Raw genomic sequence first — 26,924 nt, 5'->3', positions numbered from 1 at the left:
CTGGAGAACGCTCCCGTGATATCGACCATACACATCGCCAGGCTCAAAGCATGGGGCGCCCATGGTTTTACCGCGACTGGCGTGGTCACCGCATTCCTGGCGACCCTCGCCCTGCTGGAAAACCAGCCGACCCACTGCCTGATGTGGCTGGGCGTGGCGCTGATCGTCGACGGCCTCGACGGCGCACTGGCGCGCAAGGTCAACGTGCAATCGGTGCTACCGAGCTTCGACGGCTCGATCCTCGACCTGGTGATCGATTACCTGACGTACGTATTCATCCCGGCGCTGTTCATCTACCGCTACATCCCCTTGCCCGACTACACCTTGCTGCTGACGGTATCGCTGATTCTGGTGTCGTCGCTGTTCTGCTTCTGCAACGTCAACATGAAAAGCAAAGACAACTACTTCGTCGGCTTCCCGGCCGCCTGGAACGTGGTTGCGCTGTGCCTGTACATCATCGGCCCGGGACCGTGGATCACCTTTCTTACAGTGATCGGCCTGGCAGTGCTGACCGTCACCCGGATGAAATTCCTGCATCCGTTCCGCGTGCGCCGGTTCATGCCGATCAACATCGCCGTCACTGCGATTTGGCTGCTGTGCAGCCTGTCACTGGTGCTCAACCATCCGCAGATCAACCCGATGGTCATGGGGGTGTGGCTGCTGATGTCGGCTTACTTTCTGGGGATCTGCATCTGGCGCACGGCGCTGGAGTGGGTTGATCGGGGGCAGGTGAAATAGGCGGCATTGACTGGAAATTGGTCGGGTGTAAGGCCGCCATCGCTCGCAGGCAAGCTCCCACAGTTTGACCGCATGTTTTTCATGCTTGAACTGAGCCTGAAAATCAAAAGCCCCTCACCCTAACCCTCTCCCGGAGGGAGAGGGGACTGATCGGAGTGGATGCGAAAGTTACACCGACATGCGATACCGAGTTGAATACAAATTTCAAATCCAACCAAAATCGGCTCCCTCTCCCTCGGGAGAGGGCTGGGGTGAGGGGTAGCCCCACCAAAAATCTCAAGCCAACCACCCGCTTCTAACCACTCAACAATGAGCGTTAGCTCGCGTGCCCTTGATCTTGCTTTTGACTCACCGGCGACGTCGGAAGGCTGAGTGGAGGGATTGATCCGGGCGTGGGAGCGCAGCGACCGTCTGGCGCAGCCAGACACAGCGGAAGGAGGTGCAGCGCAGCAAACCGTAGCCGCTGCGCCCGGATCGGTCCCGGAGCGAAGGGACCCGAGCCTGCGAGGGCCGAACGCAGGAGCAAGCCTTTTGGGTTACCTTTTTGCTGGGCCGGCACTCCGGCGTTTGAAAAAGGTGACCCGCCGTAAGGGCGGAACCCTAAGCAGCCGTTACCGCAGCAATGGATATGCACTCAAAGACCAGCATCAACGCTTGCCAATCACCACCTCAAGATACTCACTCGGCACCACCAACGATCCCTCCCCCGCCCGATTCAAGCGCTCAAGCAACTCCGTCAGATCCGCCTCCAGTGCCTCCCCGCCCTCCGGCGGCAACACCGCAAAAGCCTTGTGCACCGGCCCATACCAATGGCGGAAAATATCGATGAAATGCGCCGCCGAACGATAGCGAAAATTGAAATGCCGGCGCGTCACCTCAATCACAAAATCCTGGTCAGTAAAATGCGTATGCAGCCACGCCTCCGTGCCCCAGTTCGACGGCGGTTGCGCACCGGCGGGCGGTGGCAGATGCCGACCGAGCACCTTGAACATCTGCCCCACGAAACCACCCGGCGTCCAGTTCGCCAGACCAATCCGCCCGCCCCGCCGACAAACCCTGCCCAACTCCGCCGCCGCCTGAGCCTGATCCGGCGCAAACATTACGCCGAAGGTCGACAACACCGCGTCGTAACTCTCATCAGCGAATGGCAACGCCTCGGCATCAGCCACTTGAAACGTCACGTCCAGATTCTCGGCCCGGGCCCGATCCTGTCCGCGCTCCAGCAACGCTGGAACATAATCAGTCGAAGTCACCAGGCAACCGCGCCGCGCTGCCGCCAGCGTGGCATTGCCATTGCCGGCAGCAACGTCCAGCACCTGCTCATCGCATCGCAGATCGCAGGCCTCGGCGAGGTTCTCACCGACGATCTGCAACGTGGTGCCGATCAAGGCGTAATCGCCACTGGCCCACGCCACTTTCTGGCGTTCTTTGAGGGCAGTCAGATCAATCGGGGTACTCATGCTTTGGTGCTCCGCTACACAGTGACTGAGGCATCAAACAGGGGGCGGATCCTTGGCAACGCCCTGCCAGTTTCACTATCGCGCTACGGCTGATCGGCGTCCCTGCCAATCGTCTGCCGAGCCCCGAAAATCGGGCGTTTGCCGATGAATGGTGGCAATCTGTCAAGCGCTTGAAACACCTCGACGATTGCCTGCACGGAAAGATTGGTCTTTCATGCACGCTCAATTCAGGAAAGGACTCGACCGATGTCACCGCACCTCGTCTGGCTAGCCGATCACCTGCACCACAGCGACCGCTATGCCGAATGGATTCACAGCCAGTTCTCCTACGAATACGCTCACCAGCCACTCGCCGATTGGCAACGCGAATTCGCCGCAGGGCAAAGCAATGGTGACTGGCCTTGCCTCGTTGCCCTCGACGATCAGCAGTTGATCGGTGGCGCCGCACTGGCTCGTACCGACCTCGCCCAGCGGCCTGATCTCGGACCTTGGCTGGCCTGCGTGTTCGTCAGCCCTGACGCCCGCGGACAGGGGTTGGCGGAACGCTTGATTGAAGGGGTTTGTCAGGAGGCGAAAGATCGCGGTTGGCCACGTCTGTACCTGCATACGCAAACCCAGCGGGATTACTACGCCAAACGTGGCTGGCAAGTACTGGAAACCTTTCAAGCCTGGGGAAACGAGCAATGGCTCATGGTCCGCGACCTCTGAGCCATTGGTTTCGCTGATCAGGCTGCCGGGGCTTTGGCCTCATCCAGCAGTTGTCTGATCATCTGCTCCTGCGCCTCGTAGCGCCCCTCACCGAAGTGGGTGTAACGCACCTGCCCCTTGGCGTCGATCAGGTAATGCGCCGGCCAGTATTGGTTATCGAAGTTGCGCCAGATCGCGTAGTTATTGTCGATCGCCACCGGGTAGGTGATGCCGAGTTTCTTTACCTGATCCTTGACGTTATCGATGATCCGCTCGTAGCCGTATTCCGGCGTATGAACCCCGATCACCACGAGGCCGTCCTTTTCATACTTTTTCGCCCAGTCCTTCACATAAGGCAAGGTGTGCTGACAGTTGATGCAGTCGTAGGTCCAGAAGTCCACCAGCACCACTTTGCCGCGCAGGGATTCGCTGCTCAGCTCTGGCGAATTCAGCCATTGCACCGCGCCCGTCAGCGGCGGCATCGAGCCTTTGCCCTCCTCCATCGGCGAGTCCGCACGGACCTTGGTGACGAGGTAGTCGACGACTTTCGGCACGTTTTCAAGAACGCTTTTTTCCACACTGGCTACGCCTTCGGAAGAGGTGCTCGCCAGCAAGATTTTATCGAAACCCGTGGCAATTACCGCAGCCGCACCCAGCACCGCGACACCGGCACCGCGACGCAACCAACCGGTAAACGGGATCGATGGTTTCAAGCGGTTGACCAGGCCACGACCGGCGAAGATCAGCACGCCCAGCGACAAGGCACTGCCGGCGCCATAAGCGAGCAACAGCAGGCTGGTTTGCGCATTCGCCCCTTGCAGCATGGCGCCAGTGAGAATCACGCCCAGGATTGGCCCGGCGCACGGGGCCCACAGCAACCCGGTGGCGACACCGAGCATGATCGAGCCCAGCGGCCCGGCCTTGTTTTGTGCCTGCGGGTCGAGACGGTTGCCGAGCATCACAAAGGGTCGGGTCAGCCAGTCGCCGATGCGCGCCGAGATCAGCGACAGGGCGAACACGCTCATCACGATCAGCGCGACGTGGCGTCCGGTGTTGCTGGCCTGAATCACCCACTCGCTACTGACCACCGCCAGGCTGGAGATCAGCGCAAAGGTCAGGGCCATGCCGCCGAGGATGAGCAGGATCGAACTGCGGCTACGCTGCGCACCGGCAAACAGAAACGGCACCACCGGCAGGATGCAGGGGCTGAGCACGGTCAGCAGACCGCCAAGAAACGCGATGAGGTACATGGTGAGTCACCTTTTCTATATGACGGTGATGAGCAATCAGGCGCTCTGGCTTTGCAGCCATTGGCTCTGCGGCGTGCGGCTGGCGCCGTTCTCGGCGAACATCTGCCCCAGCGGTGTGCGACTCGAACCGTCCGCAGCAAACATCTGGCCCAGCGGCGTGCGACTCGAACCGTCCGCAGCAAACATCTGGCCCAGCGGCGTGCGACTCGAACCGTCCGCAGCAAACATCTGGCCCAGCGGTGTGCGATTGGAACCGTCCGCGGCGAACATCTGGCCTTGCGGTGTGCGGCTGGCGCCGTCCGCGGCGAGCAAGCCGTCGGTGCCTTGCGTGGCCACCGGGGTCAGTTGGAAGCAGGTGCTGCTGTGGCAGCCAGGTTGTTCAACCGCGGCATTGGCATGGGCGGCTACGCCGGCCAGGGAGAAAGCAATGGCAGTCAAAAAGCGCGATACGTTGTTCATGATATTTACCTTCCAGAAAGAGTGATGGATCAGTTGTCGTTGTTGCAGCCGTCAGCGAATTTGCTGTAATCGAGTACGCGGGTGGTGCCGGCCGAATCGAGGTAAGTCATGCGCGCTTCGACGATGCCGCAGGCCACCGAGTTGTCCTGCTCCAGCGAAATCACTTTGTGGATATCCAGGTGGGTGCCGTAGGTGTAGGTTTGCGGGGCGGCAGCCGCTTCGGCGCGGGCCGACAGGGTGCAGATGTTCAAAGCGGCAAACAGGCAGGCGGCGACTACGGATTTGTTGTTCATGGCGGTACTCCTCAAGGCTTCATTGGGTTTGGGCCGAGGCGTCCTGCATTTGCCTCGATGGAACCTATTTAAAGCTCGCGAGGTATCGCGTCTGTGTCAGGAACAGGCGCGTTTCATTCGCTGTGTATCCCTGCCACCGCACGATACAGAGCGATACAAAACCGCGGAAAAATCCTGTTTTTGCGTATCCGTGTATCTGTCGACACGGCAGATACACTGCAATACAAAGGCTGGCAGGCGCGCCGATGCAGGCGCTATAGACTGCATGGCATCCCCTTTCCGAGAGGCTTGAACCCATGGAACATGTCGATCACATTCTCATCGTCGACGACGACCGCGAGATCCGTGAGCTGGTGGGCAACTACCTGAAGAAAAACGGCCTGCGCACGACAGTCGTCGCCGATGGCCGGCAGATGCGCAGCTTCCTCGAAGCCAACACTGTCGACCTGATCGTGCTCGACATCATGATGCCCGGCGACGATGGCCTGCAGCTGTGCCGGGAGTTGCGCGTGGGCAAACACAAAGCCACGCCGGTGTTGATGCTGACCGCGCGCAACGATGAAACCGACCGCATCATCGGCCTGGAAATGGGCGCCGACGACTACTTGACCAAACCGTTCGCCGCGCGCGAATTGCTGGCGCGGATCAACGCCGTGCTGCGCCGTACGCGGATGCTGCCGCCAAATCTGGTGGTGACTGAAGCAGGTCGGCTGCTCGCCTTTGGCCGTTGGCAACTGGACACCTCGGCCCGGCACCTGCTGGACACCGACGGCACCATGGTCGCCCTCAGCGGCGCCGAGTATCGCTTGTTGCGGGTGTTCCTCGATCATCCGCAACGAGTGCTCAGCCGCGATCAGTTACTCAACCTGACCCAGGGCCGCGATGCCGACCTGTTCGACCGCTCGATTGATCTGCTGGTCAGCCGCCTGCGCCAGCGCCTGCTCGATGACGCGCGCGAACCGGCGTATATCAAGACCGTGCGCAGCGAGGGCTATGTGTTTTCGTTGCCGGTGGAGATTCTCGGGGCGCCGGCGTGACCCTCAATCTGCACTGGCCACGCACCCTCGCGTCGCGCCTGTCGCTGATTTTCCTGATCGGGCTGATCCTCGCCCAGGCGCTGTCGTTTAGCGCGCAGTACTACGAGCGCTACGAAAGCGCGAAGAACACCATGCTGGGCAACCTGGAAACCGACGTTTCCACCTCGGTTGCAATCCTTGATCGCCTGCCTGTCGAAGAACGTCCGGCGTGGCTCACCCGTCTGGCGCGCCAGAATTACGGTTACCTGCTGAACGAGGGCGATCCGGGCACGCCGATCGATGCCCGTGATGTGCCCGTGGCGGTGACTTCGATCACCGAAGCCATCGGTGAGCGCTATCCGCTGACCTTCACCGACATACCCGGGCCACGCCAACACTTTCAGGGCCACCTGCGCCTTAGCGACGGCAGCCCGCTGACCATCGACGTGCGCCCGGCCATGGCCCCGCTGTCACCGTGGTTGCCGGGGGTGCTGCTCGGCCAGTTGGCGTTGATGATCGCCTGCACTTGGCTGGCGGTGCGCATCGCGATCCGCCCGCTGACCCGCCTGGCCAACGCCGTGGAAACCCTCGATCCCAACGCCCAGCCGATCAAACTTGACGAATCAGGTCCGAACGAAGTGGTTTACGCGGCGCGTGCCTTCAACACCATGCAGGCGCGCATCGCCGCCTACCTGAAAGAGCGCATGCAACTGCTGGCGGCAATTTCCCACGACCTGCAAACACCCATCACCCGGATGAAACTGCGCGCCGAGTTCATGGACGACTGCGCCGAGAAAGACAAACTGTGGAACGATCTCAGCGAGATGGAACATCTGGTACGCGAAGGCGTGGCCTATGCGCGCAGCGTCCACGGTTCGACCGAAGAGAGCCGGCGCACCAACATGGATTCCTTCCTCGAAAGCCTGGTGTTCGACTATCAGGACATGGGCAAACAGGTGCAACTGGTCGGCCACAGCGCAGCGGTCATCGACACCCGCCCGCACGCCTTGCGCCGGGTGCTGGTGAACCTCACCGACAATGCGCTGAAGTTCGCCGGCGCTGCTGAAGTCCACGTCGCGGCGGACGGCGCCAGTCTGTCGATCAGCGTACTCGACCGCGGCCCGGGCATCGCCGAAGCCGAACTGGCGCAGGTGCTGCAGCCGTTTTACCGGGTAGAGAATTCGCGTAATCGCGATACCGGGGGTACGGGTCTGGGCCTGGCCATTGCTCAGCAACTGGCGATGGCGCTGGGTGGCACGCTGACCTTGCGTAATCGTGAGGGTGGCGGGCTGTGTGCGGAACTGGCGTTGCCCATCAACCAATAAGCGCACACATAATTGTAGGAGTGAGCCTGCTCGCGATGGCGGTCGGTCAGACATATTTGCATTGGCTGACACACCGCTATCGCGAGCAGGCTCACTCCTACAATGACTTGTGTTTCACTCGAGTGGTGCCAACCACCCGATCCGCATGCAGCTGTCGCAGCAACGCCAGGCCGTCGTCGACGAACGCGTCACTGGCCGCTTGCCCGGCCTCCTGTGCCAGACCCTGCAACTGCTCAAGGCCCGTCAGCGCCGCAAACTCGCCAATGCGCTGCAACAAGCGCAAGGCCAACGGGCTCAGCAGGGAAAATTTCACGCTGAAATCCTCCGTGCGCCGCACCAGCAACAGGGTCGGTTGCGCCGGTGGCGCATCGGGCTGGTTGTGCGGGTCAAGTTCATGCACCGGCCAGACATAGGCCAACGGCCAGGCCAGCGCCGAAACCTGCAACGGGCGCTGCAGCAACAGTGCCGGATCTGTCAGCGCCAACACGGGTGCATCGGATTGCTGCAAAACCATCTCCACCCACTCGTAATGCGCCAGTTCCAGCAGAAACGCCGGCAACTGCCCTTGTTGCAAAACCTGCGGTTGCGCCGCCAGATAATCGACAAATTCCTCGGCGATCTCAGCGAACTTCGGCGTCTGCGCACGCCAGTCACGCAAAAAGCCACGCACCAGCAAGCGCCAGCGTGATTCACCGATGATCCGGATCAGCACCGGAAAGGTCGCGCTCAACAACTGCGACAGGTTGTTGAACACCAGCTCACGATAAACCTCAACCCGCGCAGCATTCATATCGCTGGGCGGCGTCTGCTGTTCGGGATCGCGCAGGTAGCGGGTCAGCGCCTGTTGTTGCCGTTGCAGGTTATCCATGCACGCACCCTCCTGCTTGCAGGTGGCGAATGGTCTGCAACTCGGCAACCAGTTCGGCAAAGACCGGGAAATTGAAATCCCGTTCCAGCAAGGTGGGTTGCGTACCAAATCGCGCATAGGCCTGTGCGAGCAATGTCCATACAATGGGTTTGACCGAGGCGCCGTGGGTATCGATCTTCAGCGTATCGGACTCATCGAAATGCCCCGCGACATGCATGCCCACCACCCGCCCCGGCTCGATGCCCGCAAGAAACGCCTGCGGGTCGAAGCCGTGATTGACCGAATTGACGTAGACGTTATTCACGTCCAGCAGCAGATCGCAATCGGCCTCGCGCAGCACGGCGTTGGTGAAGGTTACTTCGTCCATGTCCTGGCGCGGGGCGGCGTAACAGGAGACGTTTTCCACCGCCAGACGCCGGCCGAGGATGTCCTGCGCCTGACGGATGCGCGCGGCGACGTGATACACCGCTTCTTCGGTAAAGGGCAGCGGCAGCAGGTCATAAAGGTGACCGTCATCGCTGCAGTAGCTCAAGTGTTCGCTGTACAGCGGCACGTTGTAATGGTCGAGAAACACCCGCACTTCCTGCAGGAAACCCACATCCAGCGGCGCCGGACCACCGAGCGACAGCGACAAGCCGTGGCAGGACAACGGATAACGCTCGGCCAGTTCACCCAGCGCCGCGCCGTGCGCCCCCCCAATGCCGATCCAGTTTTCCGGCGCAACTTCGAGAAAATCGAAATTACCCGGGCGGGCGTTTCGCAAATCGTTGAGCAGGCCACGGCGCAGGCCGAGGCCGACGCTGGGTCGCAGTGATGAAAGCGGCGTTTGCACGGGGAATGCCTCTGAAGTGGGTTTGACCCAGTTGAAGCGCCGGCTGTATCGCCGCTGTGTGCAACGGACCGCAGGTTTGCAAGCGTGTGTATCGCTCGGTGGCCGGGATACACAAAGATACAGCTCGATTGCGAATTCATTATGGGAGCGAGCCTGCTCGCGAATGCGGTTCATCATTCAACATCTTCATTGTCTGATTCACGCTTTCGCGAGCAGGCTAGCTCCCACAGATTTTTCATTGTTCACAAAGTCGGCATTACGCCCGGACGGCAGCTAGACTGTTTCATTACCCAGTTGAGGGGGACGCAGGACTTCAGTCGTGCCCTGCCCGTTTCCGCGACCACCGCCCGGTGGCGCACGCCTCGACCTTCGACGCCGCCGGACTGTGATCCTGTTTTCAGGAGCACACATGATGGACGAGGCGAAGCTCAACCAATTCATGGGCAAACTGGTCAGCGACATGGGCGGCGCGGCGATGCTGGCCAATGTCATCGTCGGCGAAGAACTCGGGCTGTACCGGGCGATGGCCGACAGTCAGCCGATCAGTGCCGATGCCCTTGCGGCAAAAACCACCTGCAATCCACGTCTGGTCCGCGAATGGCTCAGCGCCCATGCGGCGTCCGGTTACATGGAGCATCAGGACGGGCAGTTCCGCCTGCCGGAAGAACAGGCGCTGGCCCTGGCCGTAGAAGATTCGCCGGTTTACGTGGCCGGCGGGCTCGGCGTCGTGGCGTCGTTTTTCCATGACAAGGACAAACTGGTCAAAGCCATGCGCGGCAATGGCGCCCTGCCCTGGGGCGATCATCACCCGTGCATGTTCAGCGGCACCGAACGTTTCTTTCGTCCGGGATACAAGGGCCATCTGATCGCAGAATGGTTGCCGGCGCTGGACGGCGTAGTGGCCAAGCTGGAAGAAGGCGCGAAAGTCGCCGACATCGGCTGCGGTCACGGCGCCTCGACGGTGATCATGGCGCAAGCGTTTCCCAATTCGCGTTTCGTCGGCTACGACTATCACGCGCCATCCATCAGCGTCGCCACCCAGCGCGCCGAGGAAGGCGGCGTCAGCAGCCGGGCGACGTTCTTTCAGGGCTCGGCCAAAGGCTACCCCGGCGATGACTACGACCTGATCTGCTATTTCGACTGCCTGCACGACATGGGCGACCCGGTCGGCGCCGCACGTCACGCCCATGCAGCGCTGAAGGATGACGGCACGGTGTTGCTGGTCGAGCCGTTCGCCAACGACACGCTGGACGACAATATCAATCCGGTCGGGCGGCTGTTTTATGCGGCGTCGACCTTTATCTGCACGCCGAACTCGCTGTCGCAGGAAGTCGGCCTGGGCCTCGGTGCTCAGGCGGGGGAAATGCGCTTGCGCAAGGTCTTCACTGAAGCCGGGTTCAAGCAATTCCGCCGTGCCAGCCAGACACCGTTCAACCTGATTCTGGAGGCGCGCAAGTAACCCGCGCGGGTCGTGCTAACCTGCTGGCATCGTCTTCTCCGGAACGCTGACCATGCTCGACAGCCCGACCCGCGAACACCTCGAGACCCTGCAACAACTGATGGGCAATGGCGATTTTCTGGTGCTGACCGGCGCCGGCATCAGCACCCCGTCGGGCATTCCCGACTACCGTGACAGCGAAGGAGTACGGCGTGGCCGGCAGCCGATGATGTATCAGGAGTTTCTTGCCGCCCCGGAATCACGCCGACGTTATTGGGCGCGGGCGATGCTTGGCTGGCCGCGAGTGCGCCAGGCGCGGCCGAATGCAGCGCACGAGGCCCTCGCCGGTTTGCAGCGCCAAGGGTTGATCAGCGACTTGATCACGCAGAATGTCGACACCCTGCACGATCAGGCCGGCAGTCATGATGTGATCGAACTGCACGGTAGCCTGCATCGGGTGCTGTGCCTGGACTGCGGCCAACGCAGTGAGCGCGATGCGATTCAGCAGTTGATGGAGCAGCAAAATCCCTATCTGGCCGGCGTCGATGCGGTGCAGGCGCCTGATGGCGACACCTTGCTCGACCCCGCCTTCGAAGCACGCTTTCAGGTACCCCACTGCCCGCATTGCGCGGGTCAACGGATGAAGCCGGACGTGGTGTTTTTCGGTGAAAACGTCGCGCAGCACACGGCGGCACGGGCGATGAACGCCGCGGAAACTGCCGGGGGCATGCTGGTGGTCGGGTCTTCGTTGATGGCTTACTCGGCGTTCCGTTTGTGCCGAGTGATTGCCGATCATGGCAAGCCGCTGATAGCGATCAACCTGGGCAAGACCCGGGCGGATGAGTTGCTGGATTTGAAGATCGAGGCTTCGTGTGAGCGGTTGCTGCCTTTGTTGGCGTTGGCGCTGGAGCGGTGAGCTACTGGATTGGGTGTTCGACTTGAAACCGCCCCCTCACCCTAGCCCTCTCCCGAGGGAGAGGGGACCGATCCGGGGATGTTCGAGTGCTGTTGCGACATGGACGTCTTGCTGGGAATCCGCAATTGGAAAACGTACAACATGGATCCGTAATCGACTCGGTTTTGCAGATCGATGCAGGACGCGAGACGACTCGATCGGCTCCCTCTCCCTCCGGGAGAGGGCTGGGGTGAGGGTCACCATCGACTGTTACCGCAAATCTTCAGCCTTGAAAATATCAAACAACGCCTGCGCCGCCGCCGACAGTTCATTGCCCGGTTCAGTCAGCACGCCGATAGCGCGTTCCACCGAATCATTCAGCGTCAGGCACTGAGCGCCGAGTTCCTGCATCTGCTCGGCGCACAATGCCGGCACCGCACTCACCCCAAGCCCGCTGGCGACCATGCGCCCGACCGTCGCCAATTGATGGCTCTCGAATTCCACCGGCAACTTCTTGCCCCGCGCCTGCAAATGCTCCTCCAGCATCACCCGTACCGTCGATGGCCGCTGCAAGGTGATGAACGGTTCCTGCAATAACGTCTGCCAGTCGATCTCGGTGCGTTGGGCCAGGATTGAATCCTTCGGCACCACGGCAACGAAGCGATCGATGTACAAAGGGGTGAAGGTCAGCGACGTGCTCTGCATCGGCTCAAACGCCACGCCCAGTTCAACCTGACGGTCACGGACCATTTCCAGCACTTGCTCATTGATCACGTCGTTTACCGTGACGTTGACGTTCGGATAACGCGCGCGGAAGGTTTTCAGGATCGGCGGCAGCAGGTTGCCGGCAAACGATGGCATCGCCGCCAGCGTCACCCGCCCGCGTTGCAGGCTGAAGCGCTGGCGCATTTCGTCTTCGGCGTTGTCCCAATCGGCAATCAGACGCCGGGCCAGTGGCAGCAGCGACTCGCCTTCAGCAGTCAGCGCCACATTACGCGTGTTGCGGCTGAACAAACGGCCACCCAGGCCCTCCTCCAGCGCCTTGATGGTCAGGCTCAACGCCGATTGCGACAGGTGCAAACGCTCGCAGGCCACGGCGAAACTCAGACTCTGAGCCACGGCGAGAAAGGCGCGGATCTGTTTGATGGTCATGGTCGCTGCGCTCCAGCTCTAAGCAACAAGCGCCAAGCTGCAAGCTGCAAGCTGCAAGCCTGACACTGTGATCGTTCCCACGCTCCGCGTGGGAATGCAGCCCGTGACGCTCGGCGTCACTGGACGCAGAGCGTCCCTTGAGGCGTTACCACGCGGAGCGTGGGAACGATCATGCCGGGCACTATTGAGCTTTATCAATCAATCAACCTTAAAAATCAACTTAACAAATATATCCTGCGGCGCGACACTCCAGTCATTCGGCTAGCCAGCCGCCCGCAAATAATAAAAGAGGTGCATATGGCAGGTTTCGACAAGCGCGTGAGTTCCTACGAGGAAGCCCTGGCCGGGCTTGAGGACGGCATGACCGTCATCGCCGGCGGTTTCGGCCTGTGCGGCATTCCGGAAAACCTGATCGCCGAGATCAAGCGCAAAGGCACCCGCGACCTCACCGTGGTTTCCAACAACTGCGGCGTCGACGGCTTCGGCCTCGGCGTGCTGCTGTCCGACCGCCAGATCAGCAAAGTCATCGCCTCCTACGTTGGCGAAAACAAGCTGTTCGAAGAGCAACTGCTTAAAGGCGAAATCGAAGTCATCCTGACCCCGCAAGGCACCCTCGCCGAGAAGATGCGCGCCGGCGGTGCTGGCATTCCGGCGTTCTTCACCGCGACCGGCGTCGGCACCCCGGTCGCCGAAGGCAAGGAAGTGCGCGAGTTCAACGGGCGCAAATATCTGATGGAAGAATCCATCACCGGCGACTTCGCCATCGTCAAAGGCTGGAAAGCCGACCACTTCGGTAACGTCGTTTACCGTCACACCGCACAGAACTTCAATCCGCTGGCAGCGACTGCCGGCAAGATTACGGTGGTCGAGGTCGAAGAAATCGTCGAACCCGGCGAACTCGACCCCACGCAGATCCACACCCCGGGCATCTACGTCGATCGGGTCATTTGCGGCACGTTCGAAAAACGCATCGAACAGCGCACCATCCGCAAATAATCCAGGCTGACGGAGAATAAAACCATGGCACTTACCCGCGAACAAATGGCTCAGCGCGTCGCCCGCGAAATGCAGGACGGCTACTACGTGAATCTCGGCATCGGCATTCCGACCCTGGTCGCCAACTACATTCCCGAAGGCATGGAAGTCATGCTGCAGTCGGAAAACGGCCTGCTCGGCATGGGGCCTTTTCCTACCGAAGAAACCATCGATGCCGACATGATCAACGCTGGCAAACAGACCGTCACCGCGCGAATCGGCGCGTCGATCTTCAACTCCGCCGAATCCTTCGCGATGATCCGCGGTGGCCATGTCGATCTGACCGTGCTCGGCGCGTTCGAAGTCGATGTCGAAGGCAACATCGCTTCGTGGATGATCCCCGGCAAACTGGTGAAGGGCATGGGCGGCGCGATGGACCTGGTGGCCGGCGCCGACAACATCATCGTGATCATGACCCACGCATCGAAGGACGGTGAGTCAAAGCTGCTGGCCAAGTGCAGCCTGCCGCTGACTGGCGCCGGTTGCATCAAGCGTGTGCTGACTGACCTTGCCTATCTGGAAATCGAAAATGGCGCTTTTGTCCTCAAGGAACGCGCACCTGGCGTCAGCGTCGAGGAAATCGTCGCCAAAACCGCTGGTAAACTGATCGTCCCGGATCACGTACCGGAAATGCAGTTCGCTGCCGAGTGAGGAATTCGAAAATGCAAGACGTCGTCATTGTTGCCGCCACGCGTACCGCGATCGGCAGTTTTCAAGGCTCGCTGGCCAGCGTGTCCGCGGTGGATCTGGGCGCGGCGGTGATCCGCCAGTTGCTTGAGCAGACCGGTCTGGACGGTGCCCAGGTCGATGAAGTGATCATGGGCCAGGTGCTGACCGCCGGCGCCGGCCAGAACCCGGCGCGTCAGGCCGCGATCAAGGCCGGCCTGCCCCACGCGGTGCCGGCAATGACCCTGAACAAGGTCTGCGGCTCGGGCCTGAAAGCCCTGCACCTCGGCGCACAGGCAATCCGTTGTGGCGACGCCGAAGTGATCATCGCTGGCGGGCAGGAAAACATGAGCCTGTCCAACTATGTGATGCCAGGCGCGCGCACCGGTCTGCGCATGGGCCACGCGCAAATCGTCGACACCATGATCAGCGACGGCCTGTGGGACGCGTTCAACGACTACCACATGGGCATCACTGCCGAAAACCTGGTCGATAAATACCAGATCACTCGTGAGCAGCAAGACGCCTTCGCAGCCGCGTCGCAACAGAAAGCGGCCGCGGCCATCGAGGCGGGTCGTTTTGTCGACGAGATCACCCCGATCCTGATTCCGCAGCGCAAAGGCGATCCGCTCGCGTTCAAAGTCGACGAACAGCCACGCGGCGACACCACCGCCGAATCCTTGGCGAAACTGCGCGCGGCGTTCAAAAAGGACGGCAGCGTCACCGCGGGCAACGCTTCGTCGCTGAACGACGGCGCGGCGGCGGTGATTCTGATGAGTGCCGAAAAAGCCAAGGCCCTCGGCCTGCCGGTGCTGGCAAAAATCGCCGCTTACGCCAATGCTGGCGTCGACCCGGCGATCATGGGCATCGGCCCGGTGTCGGCGACCCGCCGCTGCCTGGACAAGGCCGGCTGGAGCATCGAGCAGCTCGACCTGATCGAGGCCAACGAAGCCTTTGCCGCACAATCGCTGGCGGTGGCCAAGGATCTGCAATGGGATCTGGACAAGGTCAACGTCAACGGCGGCGCCATTGCGCTGGGTCACCCGATTGGTGCGTCGGGCTGCCGGGTACTGGTGACCCTGCTCCACGAAATGCTCAAGCGTGATGCGAAAAAAGGTCTGGCGACCTTGTGCATCGGCGGCGGCCAGGGCGTGGCGTTGGCGCTGGAACGCGGCTGAAAACGAGTTCGCGGCAGGCGACGGATCCACGACATTCGCTGTTTGCCGGCAACAAAAACCCGGTGTGACTTGCGTTGCACCGGGTGTTTTTTTGCCTGTCCAAAACGTGTTTGGCTGTTCTGGCCCCTATCGCGAGCAGGCTCACTCCTACATTGGAATTGCAAACCCGATCAAGTGTAGGAGTGAGCCTGCTCGCGATAGGGCCAGCTCAGACACCACCCACCTAGGGTTTGCGCAACAAATACGTATCCATGATCCACCCATGCTCCGCCCGCGCCGCCTTGCGCACCCTTTCGATCTCATCTGCCACGTCCGCCAGCCGACCGCTGATCAGGATCTCGTCCGGCGTGCCCAGATAGGCGCCCCAATAGATCTCTGTTTGCGCATCGGCCACGCGCTGATAAGCATCCTCGGCATCGAGCATCACCACCAGACTGTCCGTGTTACTCACCTGCCCCGCGGCCAGACGCCGTCCGGTGGTGATTTCAATGGAGCGGCCAATCGTGTTCAGCGGCAGCTTGTGCTGCGCCGCGAGTGCCTGAACGCTGGTGATGCCGGGGATTACTTGAAATTCAAAGGCGCACGCACCCGACGCCAATATCGCCTGAAGAATGCGCACCGTGCTGTCGTATAACGCCGGGTCGCCCCAAACCAGAAAACCGCCGCACTGGCCGTCTGACAATTCGTCATTGATCAGCCGTTGAAAGGTGCGCTGTCTGGCTCTGTTCAGGTGATCGACACTGGCCGTGTAGTCGACTGCATCGCGCTCGCGCTCAGGGCTGTGGGCTTCGACGAAACGATAATCGCGGTCGTCGCTGATGTATTGCGCGCAGATTTCCCGACGCAAATCGATCAGCTTGTCCTTGCGCGGGCCTTTGTCCATCAGAAAGAACACGTCCACCCGATTCAGCGCTTTGACCGCCTGCATCGTGATGTAGTCGGGATTTCCGGCACCGATGCCGATCACCAGCAATTGTTTCATCAGCAAGCTCCTGCCACAGCCAGGCCGGGTAGTAGCAAGCGCCAGCGGCCGCTAAAACGCAATTCAACCGTCGACAACGGTTCGACATCGATGTCATGAAACGCCGACCCGCGCATGACTTCGGTCAGCGCTGCGCGAATGACAAACGGATGAGTCACCGCCAGCACATGACCCGGAGTCGCTTGCACACTGGCCAGCCATCCCGCTACCCGCTTACAGAGTTGTGCTACCGACTCGCCGCCATGCGGCGCCGCATGGGTGTCGCGCAGCCAGCTGTTCAGGGCTGCCTCTTCGCTGCGTTGCAGATCCTTGATCGATACGCCACTCCAGCGCCCCCAATCACAGTCGCGCAGCGCTTCGTCGATTTGCGCATCCGCGCCAAACCACGCCGCCGTCTGGCGCGTGCGCAATTCCGGCGCGCAGAGCAAACGCGGCGCAGTATTGAAACGCGCGATCAGTGCAGTCGGCGCCAGCCCGGTGTTTTCAACAGGCTCATTCGTAGGAAAACACGCCAGTTTCTGTGCGACGGTTCGTGCATGGCACATCAATGTCAAACGCGTTGTCTGCACGGGAAGCGCTCCGGTCGGTCACTGCTGCAATCAAGGACATGGTTCTGAACCGGCAGCAATTGTGCCGTAAACCGGGGGCTGCCGGGTGGATGCCAGATTATCTGCGCCCATTGGAATGAATTCCCATAAGGCAACTTCTGACGCTGGCATGGGCAATGGACTACAAGACCAGTCGACATTCGTGAAGCCCTTGTTACACGGGCGTCTCGCCCTGTTTTGGTGCCGCTTCAACACGCCGAAAAATTCGCTAGACATGTAACGCCACTTACATAAATACTGTTTTAACGGATTATGAAGCAGATTCAACACCCCTCATCCAGCAGGAGCCCGGATGCCCCCTCTCAGAGACCTGATCACCGAACCCGGCCTGGATCTTACGCCGTCGGAGCGCAAAGTCGTTCGCGCCTTGCTCGATCAGTACCCGCGCAATGGCCTGGGCCCGATGGCGCGGCTGGCCGAACACGCAGGGGTCAGCGATCCGACCATCGTACGTCTGGTGAAAAAACTCGGTTTCGGCGGTTATGCCGAATTTCAGGACGCCCTGCTCAGCGACATGGACCATCGCCTGCGCTCGCCGCGCACGCTGTTGCAACCACGCGCCCAGCAACACAAGGACGACGCCTGGAGCCACTACCTGGGCGACAGTCATCGTCTGCTGGTGGAGACCCAGTCGCTGACGCAACCGGAAGACGTGCGCATCCTTACCGACTGGCTGCTCGATGCGCGGCATCAGGTGTACTGCTTTGGCGGACGCTTCAGCAGCCTGATGGCCACCTATCTGCTCAACCACTTGCGGCTGTTGCGCCCCGGTTGCTTTGCGCTGGAGGACAACGCGCAACTGCCCGATCGGCTGTTCGATCTGCAACGCCAGGACGTGGTGCTGCTGTTCGACTATCGCCGCTACCAGACCCAGGCATTGCGCGTCGCCAGTGCCGCGAAAAACACCAATGCCCGGGTGGTGTTGTTCACCGATATATATGCCTCCCCCCTGCGCGAACTGGCTGACCTGATCATCAGCGCTCCGGTCGAATCGGCCTCGCCGTTCGACACCATGGTCCCGGCGCTGGCGCAGGTCGAGGCGCTGATCGCCTGCCTGACGTTGCGCACCGAGAATCTGGCCGATCGCCTGGAAGGCATCGATGCCCTGCGCAACGACTTCAACACCCATCTGCTGGAGGATAAATAAGGATGTTCAGCCTTCCCCACCGCTCGCCGCGTGACTTGCCGTATGCCAACGACCACACCGCACTGTTGCTGGTAGATATGCAGCGTGCCTGGCTCGAACCGCAGTTCGATGCTCACCTGACGGGGCCTGATGCCGAATATTTCCTCAGCCGCGCACGCACTCACGTGGTGCCCAACCAGCAACGCTTGCTCGCAGCGTTTCGGCAGGCCCGGCAGAACGTCCTGCACACGATCATCGAAAGCCTGACCGCCGACGGCCGCGACCGTTCACTCGATCACAAACTGTCAGACATGCACCTGCCCAAAGGCAGCGCGCAGGCGCAGATCATTGCTGAACTGACCCCGGCGGAAAACGAAATCGTTCTGCCGAAAACCTCCTCCGGCGTGTTCAATTCGACCAACATCGACTACGTCCTGCGCAACCTCGAAACCCGCCATTTGATCATCGCCGGCATCGTCACCGACCAATGCGTCGACATGGCCGTGCGCGACGCTGCTGACCGCGGTTATCTGGTTACGCTGGTGGAGGACGCCTGCGCCACCTATAGCGCAGAACGCCATCACGCCTGCCTCAACGCGATCAAGGGTTACTGCTGGATCACCGACACCGACACCGTGCTTGGCCGCTTGCAGGAGATGCAGGCATGAGCACGCGCCTGACACCGCTGCCGCTGACCACGCTGATCACTACTGACCTGATCGGCATCACCCGTGGCCGCTCGTTTCCCACCGATGAACTGGAGCATTATCAAGCCACCGGATGCGGCTGGGTGCCGGCCAACAGCGCGTTGACGCCACAGGACATCATCGCCTCGACCAATCCGTGGGGTGCGTATGGTGACTTGCGGCTGATCCCCGATTTGAGCAGCCGGGTCATCGTCAGCAATGGCCCGGACGCCAATGCCCCCGCCCTGGATTTCATCCACGGCGATATTCGCGAAACCGACGGCTGCCCGTGGGGCGCCTGTCCGCGCACGTTGCTGCGTGATGAAATCGAGCGTTATCGCGATGAACTGGGCCTGCAGGTCAACGCGGCGTTCGAACACGAATTCAATCTGCACGCCGGGTCCGCCGAGCATCTGGCGTTTTCCCTCCAGGCCCAGCGTCAGGGCGCCGAGTTTGGCGGCTGGCTGCTCAGTGCCTTGCGCGCCGGCGGGGTCGAGCCAGAAATGTTTTTGCCCGAGTACGGCAAGCACCAGTACGAAATCACCTGTCGCCCGGCCCTCGGCGTGGCGGCGGCTGATCGTGCGGTGAACGTGCGCGAGATCAGCCGCGAGATCGCCCGGCAACTGGGCCTCGACTTGACCTTCGCGCCGAAAACCAAGGCCGACGCAGTGTGCAACGGCGTGCATTTGCATGTGAGTCTGCTCGATCTGGCAGGCCAGCCAATGCTTTACGACGCCGGCACCAGCAACGGCCTGTCGAGCATGGGCCAGCACTGGGCGGCGGGGATCCTGCATTATTTGCCGGCGCTGTGTGCGTTTACCGCGCCGACGCCGGTGTCTTACCAGCGCTTGCAGCCGCATCACTGGAGCGCGTCCTACGCGTGTCTGGGTCATCAGAATCGCGAAGCGGCGCTGCGCATCTGCCCAACGGTGAACCTCGGCGGCAAGTCCGTCGCCCAGCAGTTCAATGTTGAATTCCGCGCGATGGACGCCACCGCTTCGCCGCATCTGGCCATGGCCGCGTTGCTGATTGCCGGAAGGCTGGGCATCGAACAGCGCCTGGCGCTGAACGCGATCACCGATGAAATCCCCGATTCACTCAACGACGAGCAACGCAAGGCCCGGGGCATCGTCGCCCTCCCCGCCTCACTGGCCCAGGCGCTGGAATGCCTGCGCAACAGCTCCGCGTTAACCGAGTGGCTGCCCAAGCCATTGCTCGACACCTATTACGCCCTGAAAACCGAGGAACTGGCGCTGACGGAACAGCTCTCGCCCGCTGACTTGTGTGAGCACTATGCACGCCTGTACTGAATCCACCGAGCTCGGGTTGTATACCCGGCCGGCCTACAACCTGATACGCGAGGATTCGACACACCCGTTGATTCTGGTGTGCGAACACGCCAGCCGCTATATCCCCGCAGCCCTGAACAATCTGGGCCTGGATGATGCCGCCGCGCAAGAACATATCGCCTGGGACATTGGCGCTCTGCAACTGGCTGAACAGCTATCCGAACAACTTGGCGCCACCTTGCTGAGCGCCAACTATTCGCGGCTGCTGATCGACCTGAACCGGCCACGGCACGCCGCGGACAGCATTCCGGCGCAAAGCGAGATCTATCAGGTACCGGGAAACCGCGAACTCGACGAAGCCACTCGTGAATATCGTCGGCAGATGCTGTTCAAGCCGTTTCACGCGCGTTTGCAAACGTTGATCGACGAACGCATCGCCCACGGGCAACCTGTACGCGTGGTCGGCATTCACAGTTTCACCCCGGTGTATTACGGCCAGCCACGACCGCTGGAAGTCGGCGTGCTGTTCGGCCAGGCCAAGGCCTATGCACAGCGCCTGCTCGACGGGCTCGAGGCGCATCCGCTGAAAGTGGCCGGCAATCAGCCGTACCGCATCGACCCGCTGGGCGACATGACCGTGCCGGTGCATGGCGACGCCCGTGGCCTCGACTCGGTGCTGATCGAGGTACGCAACGACTTGTTGCGCAGCCCTGAAGCCGTGTCGCGCTGGGCCGGTTACCTCACACCCTTGCTGTAATCGATGTTGCTGTAGAGAAACACCGCTGGCGCTGTAAACGACGGACCGACAACAACTGAAACGACCGATTGGCTGACAAGGAGGTAGGCTTCATGGAAATTGAACAATTCGGCTACAAACAAGAGTTGAAACGTAGCCTGACGCTGACCGACCTGGTGGTGTACGGGATGATCTTCATGATCCCCATCGCCCCGTTCGGTGTGTATGGCTACGTCAACGCCGAGGCGCCGGGCATGGTGCCACTGGCCTACATCATCGGCATGGTGGCGATGCTCTTCACCGCGCTGAGCTACGGCAGCATGGCCAAGGCCTTTCCTGTCGCCGGCTCGGTGTATTCCTATGCGCAACGCGGCCTGAATCAACACGTCGGCTTCCTCGCCGGCTGGCTGATGCTGCTGGATTACCTGCTGATTCCGCCGCTGCTCTACGTTTACGCGGCCATGGCGTTAAACCATTTGTATCCCGACATTCCGAAAGTCGGCTTCATTCTCGCATTCCTGGTCAGCGCGACGTTCGTCAACCTGCGCGGCATCACCTTCACCGCGCGGATGAACATCGTCTTCCTGCTCGCGCAACTGGTGGTGCTGGGGATTTTCCTGTTCTACGCATGGAATGCCTTGCACAACGGCGGCGGCAACGGCGAGCTGACGCTGGCGCCGCTGTATCATCCGGAAACCTTCAATTTCGCCCTGCTGATGCAAGCAGTGTCGATTGCCGTGCTGTCGTTCCTCGGCTTTGACGCAATTTCTACCCTCGCCGAAGAAATCAAGGGCGATCCCGGCAAGAGCGTCGGCAAGGCAGCGCTGATCACCTTGGTGGTGATGGGGGTGATTTTCGTTGCGCAAACCTGGATTGCCACCGATCTGGCGGCGGGCATGGGGTTCAAATCCGCCGACACCGCGTTCTATGAAATTGCCGAAATCGCCGCCGGCAGCTGGCTCGCGACCCTCACCGCAGTCGCCACGGCGCTGGCCTGGGGCGTGGCGGTTGCCATCACCTCGCAAGCCGCCGTATCGCGTCTGCTGTTCGGCATGGCCCGCGATGGCAAGTTGCCGAGAGTGCTGGCCAAGGTGCACCCGAAACACAACACGCCGTACCTGAGCATTTATCTGGTGGCCGTGCTGTCGCTGGTGATCTGCTACCTGTTCATCAATTCGGTCGACACCCTGACCTCGCTGGTCAACTTCGGCGCACTGAGCGGTTTCATGCTGCTGCACCTGACTGTGATCAACTACTACTGGCGTCGGCAGAAGTCCGGTCAGATCGTGCGTCATCTGCTCTGCCCGGTGGTCGGTTTCATCATCGTCGCGGCCATCATGTACAACATGGGCGTCGATGTGCAGAAACTCGGCCTGATCTGGATTGCCCTGGGTCTGGTTTACCTGTTCTTCCTCAACAAACTCGGGGCCAGCACCGCGCTACCGGATCCGAGTAACGGCTGACAAGAAAAAGAGCAGCGTCTGACAACGAGTCAGGCGACTGCCGATTTATTGCGTGGAAACCGACAGTGATAGTCAGGTTCGGCGCCATCGCCGAACCTTTTGATACAGGAGTACATCCATGCTGGTCTTACGCCCGGTCGAGCAGACTGACCTGCCCCAGCTACAACAATTGGCCCGCGACAGCCTGCTGGGCGTGACCTCGCTGCCGGACGACAGCGAACGCCTGCGCGAGAAAACTGCCGCGTCCATCGCCTCGTTTGCCAGCGCTGCGGCAGTGCATGGCCCGGAGAGTTATTGCTTCGTGCTCGAAGACCTCGACAGCCAGCGCTTGCGCGGCTGCTCGGAAATTCTCGCCACCGCCGGCCACGACGAGCCCTTCTACAGCCTGCGCAACCGCCATTTCACCAGCGCGTCGCGTGAGCTGAACATCGAGCACGGTGTGCCAGCGCTGTCGCTGTGCCACGATCTTAACGACCATACGTTGCTGCGCGGCTTCCACATCGACGCGGCGCTGGTGCGTACGCCGTTTTCCGAGTTGCTGTCACGGGCACGACTGCTGTTCATCGCTGCCCATGCGCCGCGCTTTGCCGAAGCGGTGATCACCGAAATCGTTGGTTACAGCGACGAGGGCGGGCACTCGCCATTCTGGGATGCGCTGGGCAAGCACTTCTTCGACCTGCCGTACGCCGAGGCCGAACGCTTGTGTGGCCTGCAGAGCCGGCGGTTTCTCGCCGAACTGATGCCGCAATACCCGATTTACGTGCCAATGCTGCCGCCCGCGGCGCAGGACTGTATCGGTCGCGTCCACCCGGATGGTCAGGAGGCGTTCGATATTCTCGAACGAGAAGGCTTCGAGACCAACAGCTACATCGATCTGTTCGATGCTGGCCCGACCCTTTACGCGCGTACAGCCAACATTCGATCGATCACCCACAGCCAGATCGCCAGCGTGCGGCAAGAGGCGCACATCGATGCGCGTGGCCGTTTTCTACTGAGCAACGAAGCGCTGCACGGCTTCCGCGCCATCGTCGCCGAACTCGACTACCACCCCGATCAACCGCTTTCCCTCACTCCAGCCATGTGCGCGGCGCTGAACGTGACCGATGGCAACCCGATCCGGCTGATTGCCCTGTGAATCCCGCCCGGTTGCACAGTCAACGACAACGCCCGAACAGGCGCACAGAAGGAGTTACAGGATGATTGTCCGCCCGGTGAAAGTCAGCGATCTGCCCGCCCTGATGGCTCTGGTGCACCAGGCTGGCCCGGGGTTCACCACCCTGCCGGCCAATGAAGAGCGCCTGACTCATCGCGTACGCTGGGCGCAACGGGCGTTTGCCGAACAGGTCGAACGCGCCGATGCCGACTATCTGTTTGTACTCGAAGACGACGACATGCGCGTGGTCGGCGTCAGCGCGATGGCCGGGGCGGTCGGCATGCGCGAGCCCTGGTACAACTATCGGGTCGGGGTGACGGTCAGTTCGGCGCCCGATCTGGGCATTCAACGGCAGATCCCGACACTGTTCCTCAACAATGAACTGACTGGCCAGTCGGAGTTGTGCTCGCTGTTTCTGAGTCACGACCAGCGCCACGGCAGCAACGGTCGCCTGCTATCGCTCGGGCGCTTGCTGTTCGCTGCGGAATTTCCGCATTTGTTCGGCGAAAAGATGATTGCCGAGTTGCGCGGCAGCGCCGACGAACAAGGCTGTTCGCCGTTCTGGGACAGTCTCGGTCGGCATTTTTTTCAGATGGATTTCAGCCATGCCGACTACTTGTCCGGGCTTGGCAACAAAGCCTTCATCGCCGAGCTGATGCCGCGCCAGCCGCTGTACGCCTGCATGCTCACCGAAGCAGCCCAGGCCGCCATCGGTCAGGCGCACCCGAACACCGAGCCGGCGCTGAAAATCCTCCAGGCTGAAGGTTTCGCTCACAAGGGCTACATCGATATCTTCGACGCAGGCCCGGTGATCGAAGCACCGCTGCACAATATCCGCACCGTGCGCGACAGCGCAGAACTGACCTTGAGCCTGGGCAGCCCGGACGAACAGGCACCCTTGTGGCTGATTCACAACCGCCGGCTGGAGAACTGCCGCATCACCGTGGCCCATGCTCGCCGCGTCGGTAGCAGCCTGATGATCGACCGCCTCACCGCCAAACGCCTGCAACTGCAACCGGGCAATTCGGTACGGGCAGTCATGCTGCCAAATCAACAGCAACAGGCGGTGGCAGCCTGAGCGTTGCTACCGTCAGGGTAAATCCTTTCAGCAAACAGCAGGTCGCGCAGGCTGCCTGCGCAAATTCGTCATGATCATTGACCCATTCGCGTGATAGCCTTTTCATTCTTCGGCGTTGACACATTTGTTCAAGCCGTTCCATTCCTTTGTATTGGTGGAACTCGAATGACCAGGCTTTCTCATCAAGATTTGCGCCGTAACTTCCGTCAGTTGCTGGCCTCCGACACCTGCTACCACACGGCTTCGGTGTTTGATCCGATGTCGGCGCGCATCGCCGCCGATCTCGGTTTTGAAGTGGGGATTCTCGGCGGCTCCGTGGCCTCGTTGCAGGTCCTCGGCGCCCCGGACTTTGCCCTGATCACCCTCAGCGAGTTCGCCGAACAAGCCACCCGTATCGGCCGCGTAGCCCAATTGCCAGTGATCGCCGACGCCGACCACGGCTACGGCAACGCCCTGAATGTGATGCGCACGATCGTCGAACTGGAACGCGCCGGCGTCGCTGCACTGACCATCGAAGATACCCTGCTGCCAGCGCAATTCGGCCGTAAATCTACCGATCTGATCACCGTCGCCGAAGGCGTCGGCAAGATCCGCGCGGCGCTGGAAGCCCGCGTCGACACGGAAATGGCCATCATTGCCCGCACCAATGCCGGCATTCTGCCGAATCAGGAAATCATCAGCCGCACCCGCCAATACCAAGCGGCGGGCGCCGATGGCATCTGCATGGTTGGCGTACAGGATTTCGATCAGCTCGAGCAGATCGCCGAGCACCTCACCGTACCTCTAATGTTGGTGACCTACGGCAACCCAGCGTTGCGCGATGACAAACGCCTGGCCGAGCTGGGTGTGCGCGTGACCATCGACGGGCACGGTGCTTACTTTGCGGCGATCAAAGCGACTTACGACAGCCTGCGCGAGCAACGGCAGATCTTCACCCAGGCTGCCGATCTCAGCGCAACGGAATTGACCCACACGTATACCCAGCCGGAGGAATACATTCTCTGGGCCAAGGAGTACATGAGCGTCAAGGAGTGATGCCCGAACAAAAGCCCCTCACCGCATCAATGATCGTTCCCACGCTCCGCGTGGGAATGCAGCCCGGGACGCTCTGCGTCCCAGCCAAAGCCGCACGCGGAGCGTCCGTAGAGGCATTCCCACGCAGAGCGTGGGAACGATCACCCTTCACCGCGGCTTGGCCAACTCCATGATCATCCGCGACAACAAATAAATTCGCGGCGCCACGCTCGCCACTTCGGCGTATTCCTCGGGCGTATGAATATTGCCGCCAACAATGCCAAAACCATCCAGCGTCGGCGTGCCAACCCCGGCAGACAAACTCGCATCCGCCGCGCCACCACTGCCCTCCTCGGTCAGTTTGCGGCCGATCTCGCCGTAAATGCCTTGGGCCATGGCCATCAGGCGATCCGACTCGGCCGTTTGCGGCATTGGCGGCAAGCCTCGCTGCAACGAGGTCTTCACCTCGGTTTCAGCAATCAGCTTGTCCTGAGAGACCCTCGCCAGGTCCTTCTCGATCCGATCGAACTCTTCGGGCACCGCCGCGCGGACGTCAGCCTTGGCAGTGGCTTGATCGGGAATCACATTGGTGCGATCGCCGGCCTTGAGCACGGTGAAGTTGATAGTGGTCTTCTTCGCCTCATCGCCGAGCTTGCCCAGTTGCAGAATCTGGTGCGCCGCTTCCATGGCGGCGTTGCGCCCCAGTTCTGGCGCGACACCGGCGTGCGCGGCTTTGCCCTTGACCTCGACCAGCGCCGTTGCGCTGCCCTTGCGCCACACCACCAGGCCATCGGCCGGGCGGCCTGGCTCGAGGTTGAGGGTCACATCGTGCTGTTTGGCGGTTTTCTTGATCAGGTCGGTGGCGACGTCCGAACCGGTTTCTTCGCTGGCATCGAGCAGGAAGGTGATTTGCGCGTAGTCCTTGAAATCAAGGTTCTTCAGCACTTTCAGCGCATAAATTCCGGCGACGATACCGCCCTTGTCGTCCATCACCCCCGGCCCGTATGCGCGGCCGTCCTTGATGTGAAACGGCCGCTCGGCCGCCGAGCCTTCCTTGAAAACAGTGTCCATGTGCGCCATCAGCAGGATCTTCGCCTTGCCGGTGCCCTTCAGCGTGGCCAATACATGGCTGGACTTTTCCGGTGTATTGGGTACCAGTTCAATCGTCGCGCCGAGCTTTTTCAGCTCATCGATGGCGATGTCGCTGACTTGCTTGAGACCGGGTTCGTAACCGGAACCCGAGTCGATATTGACCAGCCGCTCGAGCAACTTCAGCGCTTCGGGCTGGTACTGCTCGGCATCGGCGAGCACTTGCTTGTGCGGTTCGGCGAAGGCGCCGGTGGCAGCGAGGGTCAGAGACAGGCCGAGGCCGGCGGCCAAAAGGGAGCGAGGAAATGAGAACGTCATGAAGCGGTCCTTGTTTCGCGTACGGGGCCTTTAACCGTACCCGACATCGGCGCGCGGCTCTACAACGGATGCGAGACTGATCTAACCAAC

At 61.1% G+C, this 26,924-nt stretch carries 27 protein-coding genes; 17 read left to right on the top strand and 10 right to left on the bottom strand.

Annotated elements, in window-relative coordinates; all coding sequences use genetic code 11:
- Window positions 1–15: 15 nt before the first annotated feature.
- Complete coding sequence (gene pcsA / locus BLU52_RS08550) at window positions 16–738, top strand: phosphatidylcholine synthase (RefSeq protein WP_090282769.1); 723 nt, start codon at window positions 16–18, stop codon at window positions 736–738.
- Window positions 739–1,385: 647 nt separating this feature from the next.
- Here pcsA and BLU52_RS08545 read toward each other — a convergent pair.
- Window positions 1,386–2,198, bottom strand: coding sequence for a class I SAM-dependent methyltransferase (locus tag BLU52_RS08545; protein WP_090282768.1), 813 nt, complete (start codon window positions 2,196–2,198; stop codon window positions 1,386–1,388).
- A 246-nt stretch (window positions 2,199–2,444) separates the two neighbouring features.
- On the opposite strand from BLU52_RS08545, the gene BLU52_RS08540 reads away from it, so the two are divergent.
- Window positions 2,445–2,906 (top strand): GNAT family N-acetyltransferase, encoded by a 462-nt coding sequence (locus BLU52_RS08540; protein ID WP_090282767.1) that lies wholly within the window; start codon window positions 2,445–2,447, stop codon window positions 2,904–2,906.
- A 17-nt stretch (window positions 2,907–2,923) separates the two neighbouring features.
- Here BLU52_RS08540 and BLU52_RS08535 read toward each other — a convergent pair whose 3' ends face one another.
- From BLU52_RS08535 to BLU52_RS08525, 3 genes are read right to left on the bottom strand one after another with little or no spacing between them, the layout of a single operon-like run.
- Window positions 2,924–4,135, bottom strand: coding sequence for a cytochrome c biogenesis protein DipZ (locus tag BLU52_RS08535; protein WP_090282766.1), 1,212 nt, complete (start codon window positions 4,133–4,135; stop codon window positions 2,924–2,926).
- Window positions 4,136–4,171: 36 nt separating this feature from the next.
- Entirely contained in the window at window positions 4,172–4,594 is a 423-nt protein-coding gene (locus tag BLU52_RS08530; protein WP_090282765.1) for a hypothetical protein, read from the bottom strand.
- Window positions 4,595–4,623: 29 nt separating this feature from the next.
- A complete protein-coding gene (locus BLU52_RS08525; RefSeq protein WP_090282764.1) occupies window positions 4,624–4,887 on the bottom strand; it encodes a DUF2790 domain-containing protein in 264 nt (87 codons plus the stop codon).
- Between the two features lie 296 nt (window positions 4,888–5,183).
- Between BLU52_RS08525 and BLU52_RS08520 the strand changes: the two genes are divergently transcribed.
- Both BLU52_RS08520 and BLU52_RS08515 read left to right on the top strand, forming a co-directional pair.
- Window positions 5,184–5,924, top strand: coding sequence for a response regulator (locus tag BLU52_RS08520; protein ID WP_090282763.1), 741 nt, complete (start codon window positions 5,184–5,186; stop codon window positions 5,922–5,924).
- Window positions 5,921–7,228, top strand: a complete 1,308-nt coding sequence (locus BLU52_RS08515; RefSeq protein ID WP_090282762.1) for an ATP-binding protein — start codon at window positions 5,921–5,923, stop codon at window positions 7,226–7,228. Before BLU52_RS08520 ends, BLU52_RS08515 begins: the two co-directional genes overlap by 4 nt.
- 97 nt (window positions 7,229–7,325) lie before the next feature.
- Here BLU52_RS08515 and BLU52_RS08510 read toward each other — a convergent pair whose 3' ends face one another.
- Both BLU52_RS08510 and BLU52_RS08505 read right to left on the bottom strand, forming a co-directional pair.
- Window positions 7,326–8,096: an HvfC family RiPP maturation protein gene (locus BLU52_RS08510; RefSeq protein ID WP_090282761.1), complete on the bottom strand. Its 771-nt coding sequence runs from the start codon at window positions 8,094–8,096 to the stop codon at window positions 7,326–7,328.
- Window positions 8,089–8,928, bottom strand: a complete 840-nt coding sequence (locus tag BLU52_RS08505) for an HvfB family MNIO-type RiPP peptide maturase (protein WP_090282760.1) — start codon at window positions 8,926–8,928, stop codon at window positions 8,089–8,091. The genes BLU52_RS08510 and BLU52_RS08505 overlap by 8 nt, the downstream gene beginning before the upstream one ends.
- 412 nt (window positions 8,929–9,340) lie before the next feature.
- Here BLU52_RS08505 and BLU52_RS08500 point away from each other — a divergent pair, with 412 nt between their 5' ends.
- Both BLU52_RS08500 and BLU52_RS08495 read left to right on the top strand, forming a co-directional pair.
- Window positions 9,341–10,387 (top strand): class I SAM-dependent methyltransferase, encoded by a 1,047-nt coding sequence (locus tag BLU52_RS08500; RefSeq protein ID WP_090282759.1) that lies wholly within the window; start codon window positions 9,341–9,343, stop codon window positions 10,385–10,387.
- Between the two features lie 52 nt (window positions 10,388–10,439).
- Window positions 10,440–11,282, top strand: coding sequence for an NAD-dependent protein deacetylase (locus BLU52_RS08495; RefSeq protein WP_090282758.1), 843 nt, complete (start codon window positions 10,440–10,442; stop codon window positions 11,280–11,282).
- Window positions 11,283–11,531: 249 nt separating this feature from the next.
- On the opposite strand, the gene BLU52_RS08490 is transcribed toward BLU52_RS08495, so the two are convergent.
- Window positions 11,532–12,413: a LysR family transcriptional regulator gene (locus BLU52_RS08490; protein ID WP_090282757.1), complete on the bottom strand. Its 882-nt coding sequence runs from the start codon at window positions 12,411–12,413 to the stop codon at window positions 11,532–11,534.
- Between the two features lie 297 nt (window positions 12,414–12,710).
- Here BLU52_RS08490 and BLU52_RS08485 point away from each other — a divergent pair, with 297 nt between their 5' ends.
- The 3 genes from BLU52_RS08485 to BLU52_RS08475 are packed head-to-tail and all read left to right on the top strand — an operon-like array spanning window position 12,711 to window position 15,292.
- A complete protein-coding gene (locus tag BLU52_RS08485; protein ID WP_090282756.1) occupies window positions 12,711–13,409 on the top strand; it encodes a CoA transferase subunit A in 699 nt (232 codons plus the stop codon).
- 24 nt (window positions 13,410–13,433) lie between these two features.
- Window positions 13,434–14,099 (top strand): CoA transferase subunit B, encoded by a 666-nt coding sequence (locus BLU52_RS08480; RefSeq protein WP_039762320.1) that lies wholly within the window; start codon window positions 13,434–13,436, stop codon window positions 14,097–14,099.
- An 11-nt stretch (window positions 14,100–14,110) separates the two neighbouring features.
- Complete coding sequence (locus tag BLU52_RS08475; protein ID WP_090282755.1) at window positions 14,111–15,292, top strand: acetyl-CoA C-acetyltransferase; 1,182 nt, start codon at window positions 14,111–14,113, stop codon at window positions 15,290–15,292.
- 223 nt (window positions 15,293–15,515) lie between these two features.
- Here BLU52_RS08475 and cobF read toward each other — a convergent pair whose 3' ends face one another.
- Both cobF and BLU52_RS08465 read right to left on the bottom strand, forming a co-directional pair.
- Window positions 15,516–16,274 (bottom strand): precorrin-6A synthase (deacetylating), encoded by a 759-nt coding sequence (gene cobF, locus BLU52_RS08470; RefSeq protein WP_090282754.1) that lies wholly within the window; start codon window positions 16,272–16,274, stop codon window positions 15,516–15,518.
- On the bottom strand, window positions 16,274–16,843 hold the full coding sequence (locus BLU52_RS08465) for a histidine phosphatase family protein (protein WP_090282753.1): 570 nt from the start codon (window positions 16,841–16,843) through the stop codon (window positions 16,274–16,276). Before BLU52_RS08465 ends, cobF begins: the two co-directional genes overlap by 1 nt.
- Window positions 16,844–17,174: 331 nt before the next feature.
- Here BLU52_RS08465 and BLU52_RS08460 point away from each other — a divergent pair, with 331 nt between their 5' ends.
- From BLU52_RS08460 to BLU52_RS08425, 8 genes are all read left to right on the top strand, one after another.
- Window positions 17,175–18,029 (top strand): MurR/RpiR family transcriptional regulator, encoded by an 855-nt coding sequence (locus tag BLU52_RS08460; protein ID WP_090282752.1) that lies wholly within the window; start codon window positions 17,175–17,177, stop codon window positions 18,027–18,029.
- Between the two features lie 2 nt (window positions 18,030–18,031).
- Window positions 18,032–18,676, top strand: a complete 645-nt coding sequence (locus BLU52_RS08455; RefSeq protein ID WP_090282751.1) for an isochorismatase family cysteine hydrolase — start codon at window positions 18,032–18,034, stop codon at window positions 18,674–18,676.
- Complete coding sequence (locus tag BLU52_RS08450) at window positions 18,673–20,004, top strand: glutamine synthetase family protein (protein ID WP_090282750.1); 1,332 nt, start codon at window positions 18,673–18,675, stop codon at window positions 20,002–20,004. The genes BLU52_RS08455 and BLU52_RS08450 overlap by 4 nt, the downstream gene beginning before the upstream one ends.
- The gene (locus tag BLU52_RS08445) at window positions 19,988–20,740 is read left to right on the top strand and encodes an N-formylglutamate amidohydrolase (RefSeq protein ID WP_090282749.1); all 753 of its coding nucleotides are present in this window, start codon (window positions 19,988–19,990) and stop codon (window positions 20,738–20,740) included. Before BLU52_RS08450 ends, BLU52_RS08445 begins: the two co-directional genes overlap by 17 nt.
- 92 nt (window positions 20,741–20,832) lie before the next feature.
- Entirely contained in the window at window positions 20,833–22,182 is a 1,350-nt protein-coding gene (locus BLU52_RS08440; protein ID WP_090282748.1) for an APC family permease, read from the top strand.
- Between the two features lie 118 nt (window positions 22,183–22,300).
- The gene (locus BLU52_RS08435) at window positions 22,301–23,317 is read left to right on the top strand and encodes an arginine N-succinyltransferase (protein ID WP_090282747.1); all 1,017 of its coding nucleotides are present in this window, start codon (window positions 22,301–22,303) and stop codon (window positions 23,315–23,317) included.
- A gap of 61 nt (window positions 23,318–23,378) precedes the next feature.
- The gene (gene astA, locus BLU52_RS08430; RefSeq protein WP_090282746.1) at window positions 23,379–24,413 is read left to right on the top strand and encodes an arginine N-succinyltransferase; all 1,035 of its coding nucleotides are present in this window, start codon (window positions 23,379–23,381) and stop codon (window positions 24,411–24,413) included.
- A gap of 165 nt (window positions 24,414–24,578) precedes the next feature.
- A complete protein-coding gene (locus tag BLU52_RS08425) occupies window positions 24,579–25,448 on the top strand; it encodes an isocitrate lyase/PEP mutase family protein (RefSeq protein WP_024012471.1) in 870 nt (289 codons plus the stop codon).
- A 147-nt stretch (window positions 25,449–25,595) separates the two neighbouring features.
- Here the strand turns inward: BLU52_RS08425 and BLU52_RS08420 are convergent, their stop codons facing one another.
- The gene (locus BLU52_RS08420) at window positions 25,596–26,834 is read right to left on the bottom strand and encodes a M20/M25/M40 family metallo-hydrolase (protein WP_090282745.1); all 1,239 of its coding nucleotides are present in this window, start codon (window positions 26,832–26,834) and stop codon (window positions 25,596–25,598) included.
- Window positions 26,835–26,924: the final 90 nt, after the last annotated feature.

Source organism: Pseudomonas granadensis (assembly GCF_900105485.1).
Classification (GTDB): domain Bacteria; phylum Pseudomonadota; class Gammaproteobacteria; order Pseudomonadales; family Pseudomonadaceae; genus Aquipseudomonas; species Aquipseudomonas granadensis.
Note: the sequence above shows the minus strand (reverse complement) of the source record. Positions and strands in the feature narration are given on the sequence as shown.